General features: G+C 37.9%; 15 protein-coding genes. 5 read left to right on the top strand and 10 right to left on the bottom strand.

Annotated features, from left to right (window positions below; all coding sequences use genetic code 11):
- Positions 1–10 precede the first annotated feature (10 nt).
- From ACQQ2I_RS18245 to ACQQ2I_RS18260, 4 genes are all read right to left on the bottom strand, one after another.
- A complete protein-coding gene (locus tag ACQQ2I_RS18245) occupies positions 11–1,303 on the bottom strand; it encodes a protoglobin domain-containing protein (RefSeq protein ID WP_431028176.1) in 1,293 nt (430 codons plus the stop codon).
- Positions 1,304–1,573: 270 nt separating this feature from the next.
- The gene (locus ACQQ2I_RS18250; RefSeq protein ID WP_431028178.1) at positions 1,574–2,056 is read right to left on the bottom strand and encodes a hypothetical protein; all 483 of its coding nucleotides are present in this window, start codon (positions 2,054–2,056) and stop codon (positions 1,574–1,576) included.
- Positions 2,057–2,182: 126 nt separating this feature from the next.
- On the bottom strand, positions 2,183–3,025 hold the full coding sequence (locus ACQQ2I_RS18255; protein ID WP_431028179.1) for a tetratricopeptide repeat protein: 843 nt from the start codon (positions 3,023–3,025) through the stop codon (positions 2,183–2,185).
- Entirely contained in the window at positions 3,025–3,912 is an 888-nt protein-coding gene (locus ACQQ2I_RS18260) for a LysR family transcriptional regulator (RefSeq protein WP_431028180.1), read from the bottom strand. The genes ACQQ2I_RS18255 and ACQQ2I_RS18260 overlap by 1 nt, the downstream gene beginning before the upstream one ends.
- Before the next feature lie 219 nt (positions 3,913–4,131).
- Between ACQQ2I_RS18260 and ACQQ2I_RS18265 the strand changes: the two genes are divergently transcribed.
- Positions 4,132–4,878 carry an alpha/beta hydrolase gene (locus ACQQ2I_RS18265; protein WP_431028181.1) on the top strand — a complete coding sequence of 249 codons (747 nt, stop codon included), beginning with the start codon at positions 4,132–4,134 and terminating at the stop codon, positions 4,876–4,878.
- 116 nt (positions 4,879–4,994) lie between these two features.
- Here ACQQ2I_RS18265 and ACQQ2I_RS18270 read toward each other — a convergent pair whose 3' ends face one another.
- The 6 genes from ACQQ2I_RS18270 to ACQQ2I_RS18295 form a co-directional block, all read right to left on the bottom strand.
- Positions 4,995–6,347, bottom strand: a complete 1,353-nt coding sequence (locus tag ACQQ2I_RS18270; protein ID WP_431028182.1) for an S-layer homology domain-containing protein — start codon at positions 6,345–6,347, stop codon at positions 4,995–4,997.
- Positions 6,348–6,733: 386 nt separating this feature from the next.
- Positions 6,734–8,023 (bottom strand): glycoside hydrolase family 18 protein, encoded by a 1,290-nt coding sequence (locus ACQQ2I_RS18275; RefSeq protein ID WP_431028183.1) that lies wholly within the window; start codon positions 8,021–8,023, stop codon positions 6,734–6,736.
- A 602-nt stretch (positions 8,024–8,625) separates the two neighbouring features.
- Positions 8,626–9,363, bottom strand: coding sequence for a hypothetical protein (locus ACQQ2I_RS18280; protein WP_431028184.1), 738 nt, complete (start codon positions 9,361–9,363; stop codon positions 8,626–8,628).
- A complete protein-coding gene (locus ACQQ2I_RS18285; protein WP_431028185.1) occupies positions 9,360–10,700 on the bottom strand; it encodes an AAA family ATPase in 1,341 nt (446 codons plus the stop codon). The genes ACQQ2I_RS18280 and ACQQ2I_RS18285 overlap by 4 nt, the downstream gene beginning before the upstream one ends.
- Positions 10,701–10,940: 240 nt before the next feature.
- Positions 10,941–12,626 (bottom strand): methyl-accepting chemotaxis protein, encoded by a 1,686-nt coding sequence (locus ACQQ2I_RS18290; RefSeq protein WP_431028186.1) that lies wholly within the window; start codon positions 12,624–12,626, stop codon positions 10,941–10,943.
- 630 nt (positions 12,627–13,256) lie between these two features.
- A complete protein-coding gene (locus tag ACQQ2I_RS18295) occupies positions 13,257–14,393 on the bottom strand; it encodes a LuxR C-terminal-related transcriptional regulator (RefSeq protein ID WP_431028187.1) in 1,137 nt (378 codons plus the stop codon).
- Positions 14,394–14,817: 424 nt separating this feature from the next.
- Here ACQQ2I_RS18295 and ACQQ2I_RS18300 point away from each other — a divergent pair, with 424 nt between their 5' ends.
- The 4 genes from ACQQ2I_RS18300 (at position 14,818) to ACQQ2I_RS18315 (ending at position 22,569) form a co-directional block, all read left to right on the top strand.
- Positions 14,818–15,561, top strand: coding sequence for an SDR family NAD(P)-dependent oxidoreductase (locus tag ACQQ2I_RS18300; RefSeq protein WP_431028188.1), 744 nt, complete (start codon positions 14,818–14,820; stop codon positions 15,559–15,561).
- A gap of 1,145 nt (positions 15,562–16,706) precedes the next feature.
- Positions 16,707–18,455: a methyl-accepting chemotaxis protein gene (locus ACQQ2I_RS18305; protein ID WP_431028189.1), complete on the top strand. Its 1,749-nt coding sequence runs from the start codon at positions 16,707–16,709 to the stop codon at positions 18,453–18,455.
- Between the two features lie 293 nt (positions 18,456–18,748).
- Complete coding sequence (locus tag ACQQ2I_RS18310; RefSeq protein ID WP_431028190.1) at positions 18,749–21,916, top strand: amino acid adenylation domain-containing protein; 3,168 nt, start codon at positions 18,749–18,751, stop codon at positions 21,914–21,916.
- Positions 21,913–22,569 (top strand): 4'-phosphopantetheinyl transferase family protein, encoded by a 657-nt coding sequence (locus ACQQ2I_RS18315; RefSeq protein ID WP_431028191.1) that lies wholly within the window; start codon positions 21,913–21,915, stop codon positions 22,567–22,569. The genes ACQQ2I_RS18310 and ACQQ2I_RS18315 overlap by 4 nt, the downstream gene beginning before the upstream one ends.
- Positions 22,570–22,620: the final 51 nt, after the last annotated feature.

Consider the following 22,620-nt stretch of genomic DNA (forward strand, 5'->3'; position numbering starts at 1 on the left):
GGAGAATACTTTATTCGTTCAAATCTTGTGAAATACAGACTAGTTTATCTGCGGAGTTCGTGACCGCATCAAAAGCGATCGAAAGTTGACTAATGACACTACAAAGATCTTGGATTTTTTGCTCAATTAAACCATTTTGTGTTTTCGTTTCACTCATGGAACATAAAATGTGCGCGAATTTTTGCTCTGTTTGTCGCATGTCTTCCTCACCAAATTGAACGTCTTGCTGAATTCGTTCTAGAGAACGCTCCAATTTTTCCGTCCGCTCATTTGTATCGTTCAATAAATTCCCTACTGTATCAATAGAAGATTTCGTTTGCTCTGCCAATTTTCGCACTTCATTGGCCACGACGGCAAATCCTTTGCCAGCCTCTCCTGCACGCGCCGCTTCAATCGAGGCATTGAGCGCTAACAGATTCGTCTGATTTGCGATATTTGTAACAATCGCCATGACATTTTCCATTTGCTTTGTCATATCCGTTAAACGATGCACATCACGTGCCACTTCATCGACAGAAGAGGCAATCGTCATCATATTTGCGGATTGGGCATGCATTTGGTCTTTCCCTTCAATCGCTTGTAACTCTGTGGCACATGAAATTTCATTCGTGCGCTTTGCATATGCTACGAGCTCCTCTGTTTGCACATTTAACTGTTGATAGGATGTATTTGTTTGTTGCGCAATGTCCGCTAAACTTTCCGCTGATTCCACAATCGCATGACCTACTTCTGCTTTTTGGCTATTTACCGCATTTTTTGATTCTTCTACGTACGCTTCAAATGCTTCTAATACAAGCTGTTGCTCTAAATTTAAGATTTTCGAAACAGCTAATAATGTTTGAAACTGATCTTCCGTATGCGGGATGTATTGTTTTATATACTCCATAAAAGACAGATTTAACGTTTGAAAGGCTGCAATATAGCTTTGTGTCGGTAAGCCGATATGCACATGTACACGTGCAATACGCTCACGCTTGTGGAAAAACGATTCATCGATGACACCACAAAACATTTCATATATATGCTTTTTTAACGTTATTTTCAACCGTTCAACAGTACTATGATTATCAATAATTTTAATTAAATCTGAATTCATTCCAAGCACATCATAAAAGCGATTCACAATTTCATTAATGTTTTTTTCAACATATGGTTGAAAGGCACATAAATATTTTAAATCCACGTCCGTTAAATTTAGCATAGTTAGCTGTTGTCTTAATTTCGGATGCTTGTCTATTTGAATTTTCACTTGAAATAAATCGATGTTGATGCGTTCTTGATGTAATGTCTTTTTAAAAAACATTGAATCACGCTTCTTTCACTTTTTTAAATTGTCCCTTTTAAAGATTACTATGTTTATGCGCTGATACAAGCGGAAATTTTATTTGTACTCCAAATTAAGGAATTAGTCTATCATCAATTTGTCCTATATAAATCTACAGAAAGAATAAATTCTAGTTCTGAATTTTCAAAAAACATTTTACTAGGTTCTTTAGACCTATTATCAAAGACATAAACAATAATGTATATGCCCTTTAAGGTGATGAAAGAACAAAAATTAGCACCTTAAATGTTAAGGTGCCAATTTTTCGATCCATTGTTGTATTTCAATTTCTAAAGTAGCTACACGTTTTTCAAAATAAGCGATTCGATCGTCTGCTCGATTCACGACTGTACTGTTTTGCACAAGCATATCAATAACATCCTGTGTAAAGAATCCCAATGTGCGTAAACCAGCCTCTAACTTCCGTACTTCTTTTCCATAGGTCAATAGCGTACTATACGTCGTTTCTTCGTTCTTTAATTCTTTTCGATTATGGAAGATGATTTCATCTAGCTTGCGAAACCGGTTGTTTTGAGCATCTTGAATTTCTATTACTTTTTCTGTATATTTCTTTGCCCCAATCAAATCCATACCGACATCTTTATACGATTCAAATCGCTTCATCATTGCACTTAACTCTGCTACATCTTGTTGTTGTTCATGTAAAATCCCACGTAATGCGCTAATATGCTCTATATGATGGATGGTCGTTTCTGAGGATGCATTTGCCATTACAACATCACCTCTTTGCTATGATTTCATACTTATCATTCTACCTGAAATTTTTTTTATGTGTTATATCAGACGCTTTTTTATCTGTTCAACCTAAGTCTTTACCGCACTGCTCTGTCTATTCCCCTACCATTCTTGGCGGGCTTCTTCTAGTTGTACTTGGGCTGCTTTATGCCACTTCTCCGCCTCTTCCACACTAACAGGCACGCACTCGCCTGTTTCATACATGTACGCTAAGTTTACTTTTGCTTGGTAATCTCCGAGTAGCGCTGCCTGCTTATAATAGGAAATCGCCTTATTGCCGTCTTGTGTGACAGCGACTCCTTTTTCATATAAATAACCTAAATTATAAATGGCATCAATATGAAACTGCTCAGCTGCCGCTTCAAACCATGTTAATGCTTGTTGTCCGTCTTGCGCTTTTCCAAGTAAACCGTCTAAGTAAATACAGCCCATGCGATACTGTGCATCATCATAACCTGCTGTCGCTGATTGCTCATAATACGTATAGGCGCGGGCTTCATCTACTTGTGTACCAAGCCCTTGCTCATGCATGATTCCTAATGTAAACATCGCTTCTACTATGCCCTTTTCTGCTGCATACGTAAACCAATAAAATGCTTGTTCTTCGTTCACCTCAACGGATTCACCATTGAAATACATATCCGCTAAATTATTCGCCGCATCGGCATGACCTTGCGTTGCCGCACACGTATATAGTTCAAATGCCTTCTGCTCATTAACTTGTACCCCATCGCCTGCATAATAGCAGTTGGCTAATTCATATTGTGCGGGCGCATAGTGCTGATTCGCGGCCTTTGTCAGCCAAGAAACCGCTTCTTTCGCCCATTCTTTCTCTTTTAACACCATCGCCACAGCATACATTGATGGCATATCTTGTGCTAACGCCTTTAAAAACGTTTCATACGATTCCTTACCAGCTAATTGAAATATTGATTGCTCATCCATTACGATTCTCCTCTAAAGTACTCAATTAAAAATTCTTTAAATTCATTCGCTGCCGGCGACAAATAACGTCCCTTTGCCCAAGCAAGCCCGATTTTCCGCACACAGCTCGGATAACTGACCGAAATTTTCTTGATATTGTAATTCTCAAGTCCTTTAATATTCGGAATAATGGACACACCTAACCCTGCTCCCACAAATCCAGCTAATGTGTGCATTTCCTCCCCCGAAAACGTTGTCTTTGCCACAACCCCTGCTTCTTTTAAGCGCTTATCAATAAATTGGCGAAGGGAGTTTCCTCTTTTAATAGAAATGAAAGGCTCATCTTTAATTTCGTGCAATGCAATCCTATCTTTACTCGCTAGTGGATGCCCAGCAGGAACGATGACATACAATTCCTCACTCCATAATTCCACCCACTCGATATCAATAAACTTCGACTCAATTTCTTGCGATAAGCACAAATCAATTGCCCCTTCTTCAAGACGCTTCAGCAAATTCAATGAGGTTGCTTGTGTTAATGAAAATTCCATATTCGGGTATACGTCCGCTACAACAGCCATTAACTCTGGCACAACTTCCATTCCTAGTGTATGAATAAAACCAAAGGCTACTTCACCATGCCCTGGTTTCGTAATATCGCCAAATTCCTGCATTACTTTTGCATATTCCGCTAAAATAACTTCCACGCTTTCTAAAAACAGTTCTCCATAACGATTTAAATAAATCGAACGTCCTTGCCGATCAAAAAGCGGAACACCAAGCTCTTGTTCAATATTTGAAATCGATTTACTTAGTGCCGGCTGTGAAATACTTAGCTTCTCGGCAGCACGTGTCATATGCTGTAACTGCGCCACTATTTTAAAATATTGCAACTGCTGAATCTCCATAAAGGGCTCCTTTTATTTATAACTAAATGTTATTGAAATAATAGAAATAATAAATTGTACTTATGTATTTATACTACTATAATAGCAATAAAGAAATGAATTCATATCAAATTTTTTTAAAAATTACAACCGTTTTTTCTGAATTTTCGATTGATTGTCACATTTCCTTACATCAAACAAACATATTTTATCACGTATTTAAAAGGAGTCTGTATTAAAATGAAAATCATTCCACCGAAACCATTTACATTTGAGGCTGGTAAACGCGCTGTACTACTATTACACGGCTTTACTGGCAATACAAACGATGTAAAGCGTCTTGGTCGATATTTAACAGATCGCAACTATACAGTACATGCACCACTTTATAAAGGGCATGGCGTCGATCCAAAAACATTAATTCAAACAAATCCAACCGAATGGTGGGATAGTGTAATTGAAGGTTACGATACTTTACATAGCTTAGGCTATGAAGAAATTGCCGTTGCCGGTGTATCACTTGGTGGTATTTTCTCACTAAAGCTTGGTGTTGAACGTCCAACAAAAGCAATTGTCACAATGTCTGCACCAGCAATCGCTAAAAGTCCTGAAAGCTTACAACAGCGCATTGTGGAGTATGCTATTAATTACAAAAAGCTAGCAGGTACTTATAACCCAACTGAAGATCATCCAGAACGTGTTGCGGATTTAGTTCAAATGCCATCACTTGACTATTTACAAGGAATGATTAATGATACTAGTAACAAATTAGATACTATCCAAGCACCGGTGCATATTTTACGCGGTTTACAGGATGATGACTATTATTGTGAAAGTGCAGATCTGATTTATAGCGCTGTCAAATCACGTATTAAATCTGTTAAAACATTTATCAATTCTGGTCACATTTTAACGTTAGGTCAAGAGCGTGATTTAGTATTTGAAGAAGTTTATCGCTTCTTTGAAGGTTTAAAATGGAAGGAATAAGTATATAACTTCATTATCCCCAGCAGAATACCCCTTCTGCTATATATATTAGGCGGATTTCTATCCGTGAAAATAAGCGACGAGGAAGATTCCCCAATCTTTCCTCGCCGCTTATTTTAATCTTCTAAAACAACTGTTTCGTAGAAGTTCACAATGATTTTCGCTGCTTGCGCACGTGTTAAATAACCTGCTGGATTAAATTTCCCCGTATTCCCTACACCTGTCGCAATGTCAAAATCATATAAGAACGTAATCGCCTGTTTGTATTCATCGTTATACGTCTCAATATCTGTAAACGGTGCTACTTGTGTTGGCTCATATTGTTCCCCTGTGATATGAATATATGCTCGGTGCATCATCATCGCAACCTCAGCACGTGTGATTTTTTCACTCGGCTTAAATAATGTCCCTGCACCTTTTACAATTTCCGCTTCATACGCTGCGGCCACTTCCGATTGCGTTTCAATCGCATACGTTGTCATATCTTTAAATGGTACTGCTGCCGTTGCTTCTAGTTGTAGAGCACGCGCTAAAATAGACGTAATTTGCACACGTGTTAACGAATCATTCGGCTTAAATGTACCATCGCTATACCCTTTCATTAAGCCATATTCCGCTACACCCACCGCATAAGGATATGCCCAATTGTCTTGTGGAATATCCGTAAAATCAAGTAATACTTCTGGTAGCGGCATCAGCATAATATATTCAAGCACCGGCCCGGCAAATTGGTCCGCCACTGCTTCATATCCCGCTTCGCTTAAATGAATATTTTGTGGATTTGGTAAATACGCTTTAACATCGGATGCCACAACATCCGCCACTTTTACAAAATACATGTCATTCAATTCCACTACTCGCTGAATCGCTGTATCCATAACCGTCACAAGGAAGTTTAACTGTTTCGTAGCACCTTCTACGTACGGGAATGGATTATAGTACCCCATCACAAATACATCCGCTGTCGGATTTAATTGTGCAATCCGCTTTAAAATCGCGTCATAATTGGCCAAGACTCGCTCAATGGCTTGTTTCACTTGTTGTTCGTCAAATTGCATTTCGCCTGCTTCATTACGTGTTAGATTTTTTAACACATCATTTGCACCAATACTAATGGTAATCACATCTGCTTTTTTCACTTCATCTAACAGCGATACTTGCTCCGCTGTTTCAGAGGAAGGTTTGACCACATCTGATTTCAACTCTTTTAGCACGTCCTCTGTCGTATAACCAGGAAAGGCAAATCCTTTATTATACGATGCCAGTAAATGCTCTTCCTCTAACATTTGTGCTAAATAATCCGCATACCCTTGTCCTATTTCACCTGTTTCAATTATCCCTGCAGCAAGTGAATCCCCTAATGCGACATAATGTGCTGGTTCCCCTTCATTGCCTGTCATGGCTGCTGCTGGACTCACTACTAGTTGAAATGCTAATAGTAAGGTTGCTACCCATTTTACTACGCGCAAACTAACGCCTCCTTCTCTAAGATTACTAATTCTATAATTACATAAAAGTACAAATTTTTCCTGCATAAAGTGAAACTTTAATCAGCGGGGGTTTTGACGTACAGGACGTGCTAATGCCGACGTCGTCACACGGACGTGACGTATTTTAGTCGGCCCTCATCCCCACTGATTGAGAGAGGAACGCAAGCTAAGAACGCCACGTCATGTGGCAACGCCTGCGTGACCAACGTCCTGTTGCCCTGAACCAATCGGGCTTTTACGGGCAGTTGATCTCCCACCTATGCTTCTCGATTTTCCTTAAGCCTTGAGGTGGGAGTCTTAATGCCCGTTAATGCGGGATAAATAAAAAAATAAAGGCTAACTCAGTCGGTCAGCCTCTTCATTTTTTAAACCTTCTTTATAGTAAAGTACTCCTCAAGCAGTAGCCAATTTTGTGGGAATGATAAGCCGAGCTTCCAGTAACCGATCCCGCGAAGTTTGAACTTTTTTAAAAGCAGAAATTTTGCTCGGATCGATCTAGCATCTTCAAACCAGACGATATGCTCTTTGCCTTCATCATCTACATATTCAATAAACGGCGCCTGGGCTGTTGTATCATATTGAATACTTGCATTATAGCGGACAGCAAGTTGAATCGCAGCTTGTGGGCTAATCGCACGCGCATAAGCTCCGCCCGGCACAAATGGCAATGTCCAATCATAGCCGTATAAATTTTGTCCCATGACAATTTTATTTGGTGGAATTTCCGTCACGGCATAATTTAATACGCGCTCTACTTCTTTAATCGGTGATACAGGGAGCGGTGGGCCAGCTGAATAGCCCCATTCATACGTCATTAACATCACAAAATCGACTATTTGCCCAACTGCTTTATAATCATGTGCAACAAACCATTTACCCGGTTGATCTGCACGCGTTTTCGGTGCTAGTGCAACACACACAACTAGATTCACCTCATGAAGCCGCTCGACTGCACGTTGTAAAAACTGATTATATGCTGTCCGCTGATCCCCTGGTATATGCTCCAAATCAAACATGACAGCCTTTACCCCGTCTAGCTGTTCAGCATATGAAATAATATTTTCTAGCATTAACTCTTGAACAGCGATACTCTGTAAAATATCACTTATCAATTCTCCACTAAACTGGCCTGCCTCTAAATTGGTCACGACTAACATTACAGCAGCACCTGTCATTTCCACAATATTTGCTATCCCATTGCTCGGTGGTGTGCGAAGACTGCCATCTCGCTTTGCTTCTAAGCTAAATAAGCTTAAATAAGTGAGATTTCGACTGGCCGCATTAGCTTGTTGGAGTAATGGCGCACTTATTTCATCGCCACGTGGTTCCAAAAATGCTAACGCCTCTATTTCTGATTTAGGACGTGGTGGAATATATAATTGCATGCCAATAGCTAACGGTGCATTCACATTGAGCCGATTGATTTGTGCTAATGCATTGATCTCTAAGCCAAAACGTCGAGCAATGCTATACAAGCTATCCCCCGGTTGAACCCAATAAAAGCTTCCGTAGATTGGTATAACAAGCGCCTGTCCCACAACAAGTTGATCCGGATTCCGCAATTCATTTGCCTGTGCAATCGCCTGGGCTGTCGTACGATATGCCTGAGCGATACCATAGAGTGACTGCCCCGGTTGTACAACATGAATTTGCATATACTGCCCCCTCTTCGACTACCATATGCCATCCAGAACATGTACATTCCATGTTCTTGTATTTTAAATCTCTTAATAAGCAAAATCCCCCCTAAAAATACCAGTTAGATAGGGAAAGATATGTATCACAGCCTACATAGGAGCTAAAACAGGCGTGGCCTGTTTGGATCTCCTGTTCCTGCTCCTGACTCTTCGCTTTCGTCGCAAAGAGAATCTTGGCTCCTGTGGCTATGGCGCGCTACGGCAAAAGTGAATACTTCTCAATGTGCTAGAAAAATATTTCTCTTCTATAAAAGAAATCATTTTCTTTCTGTTTGCATGTATAATCGTCCAGCCTTTACTTTCATTAATGAGAATCTTTCATTATTTTTGAGCAACCGATTATTATTGTATTCAACAATAGTTGCTTGTAGCGGAGGCACGAGACTCCTACGGGAAAAGCGAGACAATCAAGACCCCGCAGGAGCGAAGTATGAGCGACGAGGAGGCTTGATCTCGCCCGTGGAAAGCGAGTGCCGGAGCGGAAAGCAACGGTTACTCAAATGGTAATATATATTGTGATATTTACTCATTATGATTTAAATAATAAAAACCCTCTTCACTCAATTTGAGGAAAAGGGTTCGGATGATAGGGTATCAATCATTTCTAAAAGGAATGGCATATTCGTTTTGCGGCTTAAGGAATGATTACTTTCCATAATATACTCCCAGGAGTGCTTATATTTCTCTGTGTACACGCCTTCTTGCTTTCCCTCTACAAATTGCCATAAAAATTGATCAATATTCGCATGGAACTGCTCTAAAAACTTGTCCACTTTTTCAAGTTTTTCATAGCCCTTCGTATTGCGCTCGTCCCATAATACATGGTCTAAGTTCGTTGAAAAATAATACAGCTGATACGGAATTTTAATGGATCTAATCGAAAAGTGGTGATCTGCAAACAAGATGCGAATGTTTTGTGCCTTTTGTTCATTTCGCTGTTGAATCATCTGCTTTTTGTTGTCATCGGGTACAACAATGCTTTCCTCATCATAAAACAAATTCTTTTCAGCCGTGCTATCCACGACTACTTGATCATCTACCACAAAGCAGCCATCTGTATCAGTAAAATGAAGAACTGCTAATACATCATGCGGTAAAAAACGATATTTCTCCAAATAATCTCTAATTAATTGACCGACGACTTTTTTAATATTTTTCTTATTTCGTAAATCCGACAATACATCCCCAGCTTGTACATGAATTCTTACTTCTGCATCCGTAAAGCGTTCTTGCAAATAGTCGAAAAAAATCGCTTCCTCCGTCTGTCCTTCCACAATAATTAAAATGACCTTTTTCACTCTTCACCCCTCCTCGCTTTCCAAAAAGCTTTCTTAATATGGAATGATTTCGTGTCTTCATAAACGCACTCGTCTTGTCCACCTAGCTGAATCGCACGTAAATACACATCACGTGTATTATGAAGTGTTTTCACCCCTTTTAACTGAATGTATCTTCTCTGTTCATTGGACGTTGTGAACCATAAATCTTTGGTCGTTAACACTTCCAGTAAGCGTAAATTATGCGATGTGAAAAATAACTGCCCTTGTCCCGCTTCTGCAATAATTTTTAATAATTCACCTAATAAATACTCAAATACACCCGAATCTAGCTCATCGATAACAATACAGGCATTTGGCTTATTATAAGCAGCTGCAAGAGCGCTTAATACAGCAATAATTTTTAAAATACCTTCTGACTCAGTTCGCAGTGGCAACACACGCCCGTTTCGATTCGATAAAAATTCGAACCGTACCCCTTGTTCGCCATTATCTAAAAGTTGCATTGCTATTTCGCGCACTTCCACTTTTAATCCTGGAATAACAGCTGACAGCACATAGTTAATTTGTTCAATGACCTGACAGAGTGTTTCGTACAACGGCTTCGGTAATAGCGCAGGCTCCGATAAATTGTACGGAATCATGCCACGTGACTGTTCTAAGTAGACACTAAATGGCATCAAGTATTTCGTCATAACAAAACCGATATTTTCATTATTAATGACATACAAATCACGGTTAAAATCCTGTGTTAAGCTTTGAATGAGCTGCCACTCCACTTCCTTTAAATAGCTTTCCAACATCGGCTGTAGCTCTTTATGGAAAAGAAAAGAGGTACTTTCTCTCTCGGATAATTGGTTCGTTACCATGACAGCTATTTTATCTTGTTGCTTCATTTCTTCTACTGTTTGCGTACGAATTTGGATATGCTGCCCATCTTTCTTCGCCAGCAGCTTCATTCGTTTTCTCGGCACATTTTCACGGTAATGTAACTCCTCAACAATCGGGTAAAGTCTGCCCACTCCGCGCACTAATTCCACATGATATTGGACAAAAAATTCTCCGCATTGATTGCGAACGAGGAAATCGAATGTTAATTTCGCTCGTTCTGCTTCGACATGAATCAAATGCTTCGATATAGGCGGCAACTTTTCTGGCATGACCGCACTCGATAATAATATTTTAAGCAGCTCAAACGCATTGACAACCGTCGTTTTGCCCGATCCATTTTGTCCGTACAAGCCCATTACGTTCGCTTTTCTCATATTTTTAAAATCGACATGCAGTTGGATTTCCCCAAATACGACATTCTTTAAGTTTTCGATTACAATACGCTCTACTTTGACAATCGTCTCCATACAAACACCCAATCAGCTTTTTTTGCTTATTATAGGCAATTTACATAGAAAAATTAACTTTTCCTTATTTAACATGATAAAAATATGTTTATTTATTATTTTAGAGGCATTTGTTCTAGTATTTTTATGCCTATCAAGTTAATACGTAAATATCTATACAGCTTATACTTTCCTATAAGCTAAAATTAAAAACGCATTTTCGAAGGAATACCTAACGAAAATGCGTATTATTTCATTATATTAATACTTAAATTTATTCACTTCATCTTGCAGTTTCATAGCATCTGCTGAAAGAGATTGAGCGACCATACTAATTTCCTCCATTGTTGCAGATTGCTCTTCTGTTACAGAAGCCATCCCTCCTGTTTCACCGGCAGCGTATTTTGCATTTTGTGACATTTCATTTACGGAAGCTGCTACTTCCTGTGTAGAAGCAGAAATTTGTTCTGCTGATGCAGATACATCAGCAATTTGGTCTACCATACTTGTAACTGCTTCCACAATTTCATTAAAGGAGGATTGTGCATTTTGAATATATGTAACACCTTCACTGACATTTTTCACAGTTGTTTGCACAGCACTCTCCGCTGCCTTCGTATCTTTTTGAATGATGGATGTTAACTCGCCAATTTTATTTGCCGATTCCTTCGATTCCTCTGCTAGCTTACGTACTTCATCTGCCACAACAGCAAACCCTTTTCCATGCTCTCCTGCGCGAGCAGCTTCAATTGCCGCATTTAATGCTAACAGATTGGTTTGATCCGCTATTGCTGTAATGATTTTCGAAATATTGTTGATTTCTTCGGATTGTAAGCTTAATTGTTGAATGCGCTCATTTGTTATATCAGAAGATTGCTGAATGACTTCCATTTGATTTTCAGCTGTTTTTAACGTGGTATCACCTGTACTTGCAATCCCTTGTGTATTCATGGCTTGGTTATGCAAGCTATGTGTCGATTCTGCGATGGTTTGTACACTTTTCGCTGTTTCCTCCATTGCAATCGCACTTTCTTCTCCTAGTACGGCTGCTTGAGAGGCACCTTGCGCTAACATTTCGATACGCTTCACCATATCCTCAGACATCGCTGTCACTTCTTCTGTCGATGCAGCTAGTTCTTCCGCTGCTGCTGTTGTTTGTGCTGCATTTTGAGAAACACTATACACAAGCCCATGTAAATTCTTTTTCATCGTATTAAATGAAGTGGCTAATGAACGAATTTCATCCTTTGTATATACTTCTACATCTTTTATCGTTAAATCTCCTTGTGCAATCGTTTCAGCTGCTTGCTCTAGTGCATTAATCGGCTTTGTAATACGACGTGTAATAATTATGGCTAATGACGCTCCAATAATGACGGCTAATATAGCAATAAAGACCATTACATTTTTTGCAGTCGTAGCCTTCTGATCAATTTCTTCACGGGATGTATCCATTAGACTTTGCTGATATGCGTTCATATTTATGATTGCGCTAGAAATAGCTTCATTTATTGGCTGTATTTCATTTTTAGCATAGGTTACAGCAGCTGCTGCATCACCTGCATCTACAAGGTTAATCACCTTTACTGAAATCCGTTCGAATTCTACAGTGTTTTCTTTTATAATCGCTAGCTCTTCTTTCATTTCTTCAGCCAATATGATTGGTTCTAATTCTTCAATAGAGGCTTTTATACTGGCCGTTTGTTCTTTTATATTCTCTGCTGTTTTCGCTGACGGTGAGAGGATATACGAACGTAAATATAACCCTTGCAATGAAGACGCATTATTCATTTCATTTACTATTACAACTTTTTTCACACGATCATCTAATAAAAACGCATACTCATTATCAACCTTTGTAATCTGACTATACGCAATGACTACACTAATAATAAGGAGTGTCACAACCATCGCAAACCCTAGATATAATTTCCTACCAATGCCCATACTTTTCCTCCGCAATATTTATCTTTTTATGCAATAAATATCGGAAGAAAACACTATGAATTTAGTGAAAACTCATTTTTTTCTACTTTTTTCGACAAATATAGGCACATTCCGCCATTCCCGTAAATGATTTAGACAATCAGTACCCGGCCTAAAAGGAACTCGATATAACGATTGCTTATTATGCTCCTATCACCAATAGACTCCTCATACGCAAACTTTAAAGCATACAAAAAACCACCTCTCATCAAATGTTAGAAATGATGAGAAGTGGTCATTGCTTTGTATTTTCATTGTGAGTAACACGACTTTACAAAAAGAAGTGTTGAAATGTCTACTAAATGGCTATTAATTCAACCGTTAAAAACTCTGTAAACCCTTGCTACGAGATGAAGTAATAATCGCACAGTTACGGATTAAGTTTATTCAACCATTGGTGTATCTACGTTTCTTTTTACAAGCATCAAGCAACTACCAATTCCCAATGATTTTCTATTGTAAAGTAGTCGTCGTTCGATGTGAAGAAAGAATTTCGTGTGAGTGTATCAGGTCATCTCCATATAAGAAAACACCCTACCTCAATATCGGAAAATACGCCCGCTTCAAATCACCAAGTAAGTAAAGGTAGATTCAATTTAATAAACCTAATCGAAAAGCAGAGGCAACGACTTGCGTTCGATTCTTCGCTTTTAGTTTAGTCATTAATCTGCTCACATACTCTCTCACTGTATGTTCACTCAGGAACAATAATGCGCCAATTTTTTTATTATCGTATCCTTCCGCTAGCAAACCCAGAATCACGTATTCTCTTTCTGTTAATTGAAGATTTGAAGTTTTTACTACTCCTGTACCCTCTCTTGATAAAAATAATCCAAGGCGTCTCCCTACTTGTTCAAGTAAATCTAACTCATCTTTTGAACAATTAAATTCTTCTCCTAACTGATCAAAAGTAACCCATCCAAACAATTGATCTTGATGGGTAATCGGTATAAAGATAACGGAAGACAGATTAAATAATTTTATATGTTCATCTTTCACATAATCTTTTGGGTTTTTCAAATAAATTGGTTTTTCACGGTTAAAAACTTTATACTCCTCAGTCAGTTGTCCTTTCATGCTCTGTATCTTTAGAAGTTCTTCTCCAAGAACACCATAAAATTGATTCGACCAAGGGGCATAAGCGTAGAAAACACATCGTTTGTAATTAAAATACTCTTCACATTTTTTTAATATATAGGCGAAATCTTGAACTCCTGAAGCACTTATCAGGATTTTGTTCAATTTGTCTATTGATTGAAGTGTTTTAAGTTGCCTATTTTCTTGGAGATTTTTCTTGGTGTTCTCTGTATCATCTCCATCCACCCAATTGTTATAACTATGGACAAGGTGAGTAAAAATGGATAATAAACACAGTAACATAGGAACCGTGTAGTTATATTTTAATTGAATAATCAGTGCAATCAATGATTTTTGATAAACCAATTGAAATAGATTAAAACTTTTTTGGTTTACATTTGATAACTGAGATTGAAACCAAATATTTAAGTAACTAGCCTCATCATCGATATCTTCAATATTTGAATTAATCAATAGACTGAAAAATGATTGCAACAACATTTCAGTTACTTTCCGATCTGACTCGGAAATGGAAGGTTCTAGATTAAGATAGATATTTATGTTTCTTTCAATCTGTTTACTATGAGTTTTATTGAACAATACGAATTCTTGAAATGTAATCTTCTCATTTGGATGAAAGGTAATAGTCATAAGAAATTTTTCTCCTTCCAACAAATATCCCTATAAATGAAGGGTATACACATAACTATTATACAGCACTTTATAGGATTGTATTTCAAATTGAATGTAGTAAGATGAAAATGTGACAAATTAAAGAACATTTTCGAAACTTCATTTTCCTCCATAGCAGGTTTGATAGGGTCGATATGGTGCTATTAAAGGAGCCGTACACGTTATGACAAAAGATGTAGTGATGGAGTATACTTTTGCGAGTGTCAGAGCAAACTCTATACAATCTGGATACATCAATACTGGAATGGCTGACTAAGCTTCTGATGAATCAACTTACTCGACAGGTTCAGATTTTGTGATTGATAGAGGAGCAACTGCCCGATAAAAAATCTAAGAAATAGTAAAAATGAATAGCGACTTGAATTCGAATGGAGAGATCGATATGAAATTAAAAGACAAAGTAGCAATTATAACAGGTGGCGCAAGCGGAATCGGAGAAGCGACTGTTCGCCTTTTTGCTGAAGAAGGTGCTAAAGTGGTTATTGCAGACTTTTCAGAACGTGGTAAAGATATATCAGAAGAATTAAATGCTAATGGATATGACACGTTATTTGTTAAAACAGACGTAACAAATGAAGAAAACGTTAAACAAATGATTAATGAAACGGTAAATAAATACGGTAAATTAGATATAATGTACGCTAATGCTGGAATTGCTGATGATGCACCTGCAAATGAATTGTCCTATGAAAGATGGAAACGAACGATTGATATTAACTTGTCAGGGGTATTCCTTTCTGATAAATATTCGATTGAACAGTTCCTTAAACAAGGCACAGGTGGAGTCATTGTAAACGCTGGTTCTATTCATAGTTTTGTTTCATTGCCAGAAATACCAGCATATTCATCTGCAAAAGGTGGCGTAAGATTATTAACGCAAAACTTATGTACTGCTTATGCAAAAGAAGGTATCCGTATCAATGCGGTCTGCCCTGGCTATATCGACACTCCATTACTCGATCAACTTGATTCGGAAACGAAAGAACATTTAGCTTCACTTCATCCTCAAGGAAGACTTGGTAAACCAGAAGAGATAGCAAAGGCTGTCTTATTTTTAGCTTGTGATGATGCTAGTTTCGTTAATGGTACAACCCTTCTTGTTGACGGAGGATATACTGCCCATTAATTTAAATTAACGAATATCGTATACCAACAAAGCAGCCTAAATCTTAGATGATCTAGGCTGCTTTGTTATTTTATAGCTGAATGAATTTTATAATTCTACACTCTTGTTCCCCAAATAGTTTGCAAATATCAAAAATATTACAGAACCGAAAAAGACACCTCATAGAAATTCAATGAATTACTGTGAGACCTCCATTCCATATTTAGTGTTATTCACTAGCATACGAGCCAATAAAATTGACCGCAGTATAATGATAGACGCTCTAACCCTTGCTAGTTCAAGGTTTTAGATTTTTCCTTACATCATGCCACCCATATCAGGCATACCCATTCCTGCGCCTGCTGGTTCTGGAATGTCTACTCCTACTGCTTCAATTGTTAAGACAGAATGTGAAAAAGTAATTTCGTGTGGCTGTCAGAGGTCACATATAAAATAGGAAGATACCCTACCTCAATACCAGAAACTCCCCCTACCATCTGTTCAGAACAAGCACCACATGCGTTCACAGATCCACCACAGCCTTAGCCATCATGTCCAGGGGGCAATATCCTAGTTTCCCACCACCATTAATACCAGGACTTCCAAATATGTTACCAAGTATCTTGGGTAATCCACGACATTAACAACAACAAAAGGCTATATCTTTATTCTTAAATAAAGATATAGCCTTTTTTCATTTTATTCCTATAACAAAAATCATCATATTCCCTAGCGCACAAGACATGATAAACTAAGCAAAAAGACCTAAAAAAAGTTTTAAAAATTGGTGTTTTAACCAAATTTTCAATCAACTGAAATTAAGTCAATTCTGAGCATATTTCTTTTTTATACTATTTAATGTAAATTTTTAGTAAATATTTAACCTATTCTAAAAAATATATAGACTAAAAAACTAGATTTCTTCGTTTATTCATAAAAATCGAGACTTTAAATAGTAAGTTTTCTGGGTTGTGAATCAATTTTTTTGTCAGTATAGTAGTTAAATGATAGGGGATAAATAGATTATTTTACATTTACAAACATTTAAAACGCATCTAGACTTCTACGAATCATATCAACATCTTCAAGGTGTAGTGCATTTACTAAATTATCCATTTCTAACCCTTAGCTTGAAATATTTTTTATATCATATGAGGAGGAAAAGCATGAAAAAACGCAAGAAGCAGCAAATGTCCATTAGTAAAAAATTAACTGCAATAGTAGTAAGTATTTTATTATTATTTGGATTAGTTACCTCAGGCCTTTCTTATTATATAGTAAGAAACAGTAATTTGACAGACATGGATCAATCGTTATCTGACAAAGGCATGATCCTAGCTAAAACCATTGATATTACTACGTTGAACTCAATATTAGAGAATCCAACAAATAGTAACCCTGATGCTCTACGATTAACAAATGAAATGGATGAGATCAATGATATTTCTGATAGCATTATCAATCTATTTTTAATTACAGTTAATGGGGAAAATATTAATGCACCTGTTCTCTCATCTAGTATCCTTGAACTCGGAGCTGAGTATAACCAAGATATGATTGCTATGGGTGTATCTCCCGATTTCTTGGCAAGAATTAAAGAAGTTTTTGATACAAAACAAGCAACAGCAACAGCTATTTATAGCGATGAATTTGGTAGTTTTAAAACAGGGCTTACACCAATCTTAGATGAAAATGGGAACATGCTGGCTGCTTATGCCATTGATTATGATGTATCGATGGTAACAGGAAAAGCAATGTCTGAAGCTATGTGGATATTATTGGTAACTTTTATTTTCTTAATTGGTTCATCTATTGCTGTCTATACTCTTTTACGAAAAAAATTAACACCTATTCAACAGCTTTCCTTGCAATCTAAAAAAGTCGCAGAAGGTAATTTAGAGCTTGAACCTTTACCAGTTACTTCAACAGATGAAGTAGGGATGCTCACACAAAACTTTAATGCAATGATTGAAAACTTAAAAAATGTTATTAAAAGTACAACGCATGTTTCTGCACGTGTTTCACACACTGCCCATGTTTTATCTGTAAATATGCAGGAAGCTTCTGATTCATATAATAACGTAGCTTCTTCCATGCAAGAAATTGCAAGTGGCGCTGATCTTCAAGTGCAAAAAGCAAAAGAAAGTACAATTACCATTGAAGAAATGAATATTGGTATCCAACGAATTGCCATGACGTCCAATCAAATTTCAGAATCCTCTATTTTAGCATCAGAGGAAGCTGAAAGAGGTAATGAATCGACAAATAAATCTGTCGTACAAATGAATGCTATTAGTAAAGCTGTTAATCAATCCGCAGCTTCTGTTAAATTACTTGGCGAACATTCCAACAAAATCGAAGAAATCGTAGGGATCATTACAGGGATTGCTTCCCAAACCAATTTACTTGCATTGAATGCAGCTATCGAAGCTGCACGTGCTGGAGAAGCTGGTAGTGGTTTCGCAGTGGTTGCTGATGAAGTACGTAAACTTGCTGAACAATCTGAGGCTTCCGCAAGAGAGATTTCTACACTTATTTCTCATATCCAGCATGATACAAACGAATCTGTAAATATCATGGTTCACGCTGTAGAAGAGGTAGATCACGGAATTGTCATGATCAATGATTCGGAAAAATCATTTAGCCAGATTTTAACTTCCATTCACCATGTGACAGGACAAATTCAAGAGCTTTCTGCAACGATCGAAGAAATGGCAGCTGGTATGGAAGAAGTAACATCTGCTGTTAAAGATATGGAAGATTTCTCAGTCAATTCAAAAGACAATACAAGAGCAGTAGCAGCAACTTCTGCCTCTCAATTGAATACGGTACAAAAAGTTTCTGAAGAAGCTCAAGTATTATCCGAGTTATCTAATGAATTAATGAATGTTGTCAATACTTTTGTAGTGAAATAAGAAAAGCGCATTCGCCCTCTCTAGCCACGACATACGTTGGAGATAGGCTCACAGTGTGCTTGCCACACGAAGAGACTTTCGAAACGTCACGAGGGGCTGGTCCGCTTGCGCTAGACACGCTTTCAATTTGAAAAAATTCACACTTTCTTATCTTTTAAAAAATGAAAGGGCTGCCCTTATAAGGAGATTTATGTCCGTTAGTCACTCACAGATTGATTCACCGCTGTGGAACTAATGACTATAATCGCTCCTTCATAAGTGTCTGCCCTTTTCTAAAATAGGAGTTGTCATGATTGAAAAATATACGAGCATTGGATGTACACCCATCACAGAACAATACCCATTCTTTTGAGCAACAAACTCTACCATCCAATCGAACACAACTGTTGAACGAAGAAGACTTCATCGCGTATCAAACTTTAAATCGAACAATGGCTGACTACAATAAAGAAACCACAATACCCGACGTATTTTATCAGGTAGCACAACAGTTTGCTGAACGGATTGCATTATCCTATGAAGATGGCCAGATGACCTACCGTCAGCTAAATGAACAATCCAACCAAGTTGCCCATATGTTAGTTGCCAACGGTCTGCAAAAAGGAAACTATGTAGCGATTGTTATGGAACGTAGTAAAGAAACCGTCATTAGTCTGTTAGGTATCCTGAAAGCTGGTGGAGTCTATGTTCCCATTGATCCGAGCTATCCAAAAGAACGTTGTCAGTACTTATTAAACGACACAGACGCCCCATTTATCATAACCAAAAATGAACATACAGCACTACTAAATGATTTCATACATAATGATTCCCAAACACGTACAGTATTAACAATCAACCAAACGGAGCAAGGCTATTCACAAGAAAATATATACTGTGAACTGCTTCCATCCGACTTAGCCTATCTCATTTATACATCTGGATCAACAGGTAAACCAAAGGGCGTTATGCTTCAGCATGGAGCTGTCATTAATTTAATAACAGATAATCAAAGAATCTACCACTCAACTAAAGAAGATGTTTATTCTCAGTTTATTTCTTATAGTTTTGATCCTTCTGTAACAGAAACTTTTACTGCTTTCTTTTCAGGGGCAAGACTTCATATGCTTACAAGTATAGAACGTCTATCGATTGAAGCATTTGCTGATATGATTGGCCGTGAGCAAGTAACCACTGCCACTGTTCCAAATGCTTTCTTTACACAGCTAGCTACACATTTACCAGTAAGCTATCGAGAAAAACTCTCGACACTAAATTATTTGTCTGTTGGTGGTGAAGCCCTATTGCCTGCCATTGTTCAAAAATGGCAAGAGAAATTTGGACTTTCTACAGAAATTATTAACGTATATGGACCAACTGAATGTACAGTATTATCCTCTTATTTTAAGGTAAAAAGTCCGATAACAGACATGCACTCTAGCATCCCTATTGGCAGACCTATCGCCAATTATGAAATGTATGTTATCAATGCAGATGAACAGCTTTGTCCAGTTAATGTAATCGGAGAATTATATATTGCGGGTGCTGGTTTAGCAGTAGGCTATTTACATCAGCCTGAAAAAACAGCTGATGTCTTTGTACCCCATCTTTTAAAGCCCGAACAAAAAATGTATCGAACAGGTGATTTAGTTCGTCTATTGCCAACTGGTGTCATTGAATTTGTGGGACGTCAAGATTCTCAAATCAAAGTAAGAGGCTTCCGTATTGAACTTGGAGAAATTGAAACAGCGTTAAGCCATCATACGAGCATTCAGGAAGCCGTGATCATTGCGAAAAAAATGTCTGATGGAAATAATCATTTATTTGCCTACTATACGGTGGCAAGTGGTATGCAGCTTGAGGAAAAGCCTTTAAGGGACTACTTGGCAAATCTTTTACCAGATTATATGGTGCCTGAGCAATTTATTGAATTGCAAGAAATGCCGTTATCCCCTACAGGAAAAATTGATCGAAAACACTTAGCCTCATTGGAAGTAACTGTATCTCGCAGCAATACATATATTGCTCCAGAAAATGATACACAGCGTATGCTTGCTACCGCGTGGGAATACGTACTCGGTATCGAGCCTATAGGTATTCACGATAATTTCTTCCATATTGGAGGGCATTCGCTAAAAGTGCTCGAAATTCTTGTACAAGTAAAAAAACATATACCATTCTTAAAGATTCAGGATTTCTTCCAATATCAAACGATTGCAGAGCTTGATCAATATATTCGTCATTATCAGCCGGAAGCTATTGAGACCCAAGAACAACCAGCTACCATTGTTTTCAAGGATTTAATGGAGCCTAGTCCGCTACAAGTCTCACAAACCGTGAAACCTTTGCCAATGACGTCAATATTATTAACAGGGGCTACAGGTTATTTGGGTAGCCATATTTTATATGAGCTATTAGCAACAACAAATGCGCACATTTACTGCCTTATTCGACCAAGTGCCCACACTACGATTGAAGACAAACTAATAGAAAGTATGCAATTTTATTTTGGCAATCATATTGCTCTGCAGATGAAAGATCGTGTCACTGTTATCCAAGGCGACTTAGGCAAGCAACGACTTCATTTATCTGATGAAGATGAACGAATAATTATGAAAGAAATCAATACCATCATTCATTGTGGAGCAGATGTACGTCATTTCGGTGCGGCTAATCATTTTAATAATGTCAATGTTAATGGTACTCGCTATTTGCTTGAAATAGCCAAACGGAAACCAGGTGTGCATTTCCATTATGTATCGACAATTGGTATTCCCGAGGAGTTAGCTGCCATCCAATGGGGGTCAGATGAAGCAAAGGGCAACTTTAGTTATGATGTAAAGCTTGATAATGTTTATACTCAAAGTAAGCTAGAAGCAGAGAATCTTGTTCGAAATGCTGTGCATGATGCGATCCCTGTTTCCATTTATCGTGTGGGGAATTTAAGCTGTCATTCCGAAACAGGTAAATTCCAACGTAATATCGATGACAATGCCTTTTACCGTATGATTAAATCGATGCTTTATTTAGGTAAAACACCTACTGCTCAATGGCATGTTGACTTTACACCAATAAATTACGCTAGCCAGGCACTCGTTTCTCTGGCAAAGCAGCCAGCAACCAACGGCCATGTCTTCCATTTATGTAACCCTGTATCACTTACTTATTTAGAATTAATCAACATGATGAAGGAACTTGGTTATGACTTAACAATTGTATCAACACAAGAATATACAGATTGGCTATTAAATGGCGATCATTCACAATATGCACAGGAGTATTTATCGTTAGCGATTGCTCAACTTGAAGGTGATGGAGCTAGCGACTCTCCATTTATCTTCAATTGCAAAAAAACTATAGAATTTTTAGCTAATACAAAGATTGAATGTGCGGTACCAAATACAGCCTTTATTCACAAAATGATTCAATACGGCATCAATACAGGCTACTTCCCTAAACCAAAACAAGTCAGTATACGATGATCAGACAAAATATACAGCTATTTGCACTGCCTCTAGGAGCACAATTAACACCATCAGAATGGGAGGCTTTTCTCAAAGTACTCCCTTTTGATGTTCAAAGAAAAATTACACAATACAAACATTGGCAGGATCGTCAAAGAGCCTTACTAGGTAGTGCCCTCATCAGATGGGCGCTCTTTCCATACATTGATGAAGTCCTGTTACACCTGGCCCATGATGAACACGGTCGCCCATATATTGCAGGGCATCCTCATTGGCAAGGCGATTTTAATCTTTCTCATTCTGGTAATTGGATTGTGTTAGCAGTAACAACTAACGGGCGGGTTGGCATTGATGTTGAAGAAATAAAGCCTGTGAATGAAGAGATGATGGCATATGCGCTTTCCGAGGCGGAGCTTCCATTCGTCTCTCATCAGCCTCTACCTGTTTTTTATGAGTTTTGGACATTAAAAGAAGCTCTTTTTAAAACCGGTTTATTGCCAATTGTATCACCTCATTTGCTTGATACAATCGACATTAAAAGAACAAGGAAAGACCTTTCAACCCAGTTACTATATCTCGATCAGCAACATCCTGTATCTCTCTGCTGGAACAATGTATGTTCTAATGTAATAATCACAATGTTAAATAAAAAGCAGCTTTTACAGCTATAACAACAGGGGGTGTCCAGAAAGTAAAAAATTTCTGGATACCCCTTTACTTCT

It is taken from the genome of Lysinibacillus sp. LZ02 (assembly GCF_050613145.1).
In the GTDB taxonomy this organism is placed as follows: Bacteria; Bacillota; Bacilli; order Bacillales_A; family Planococcaceae; genus Lysinibacillus_B.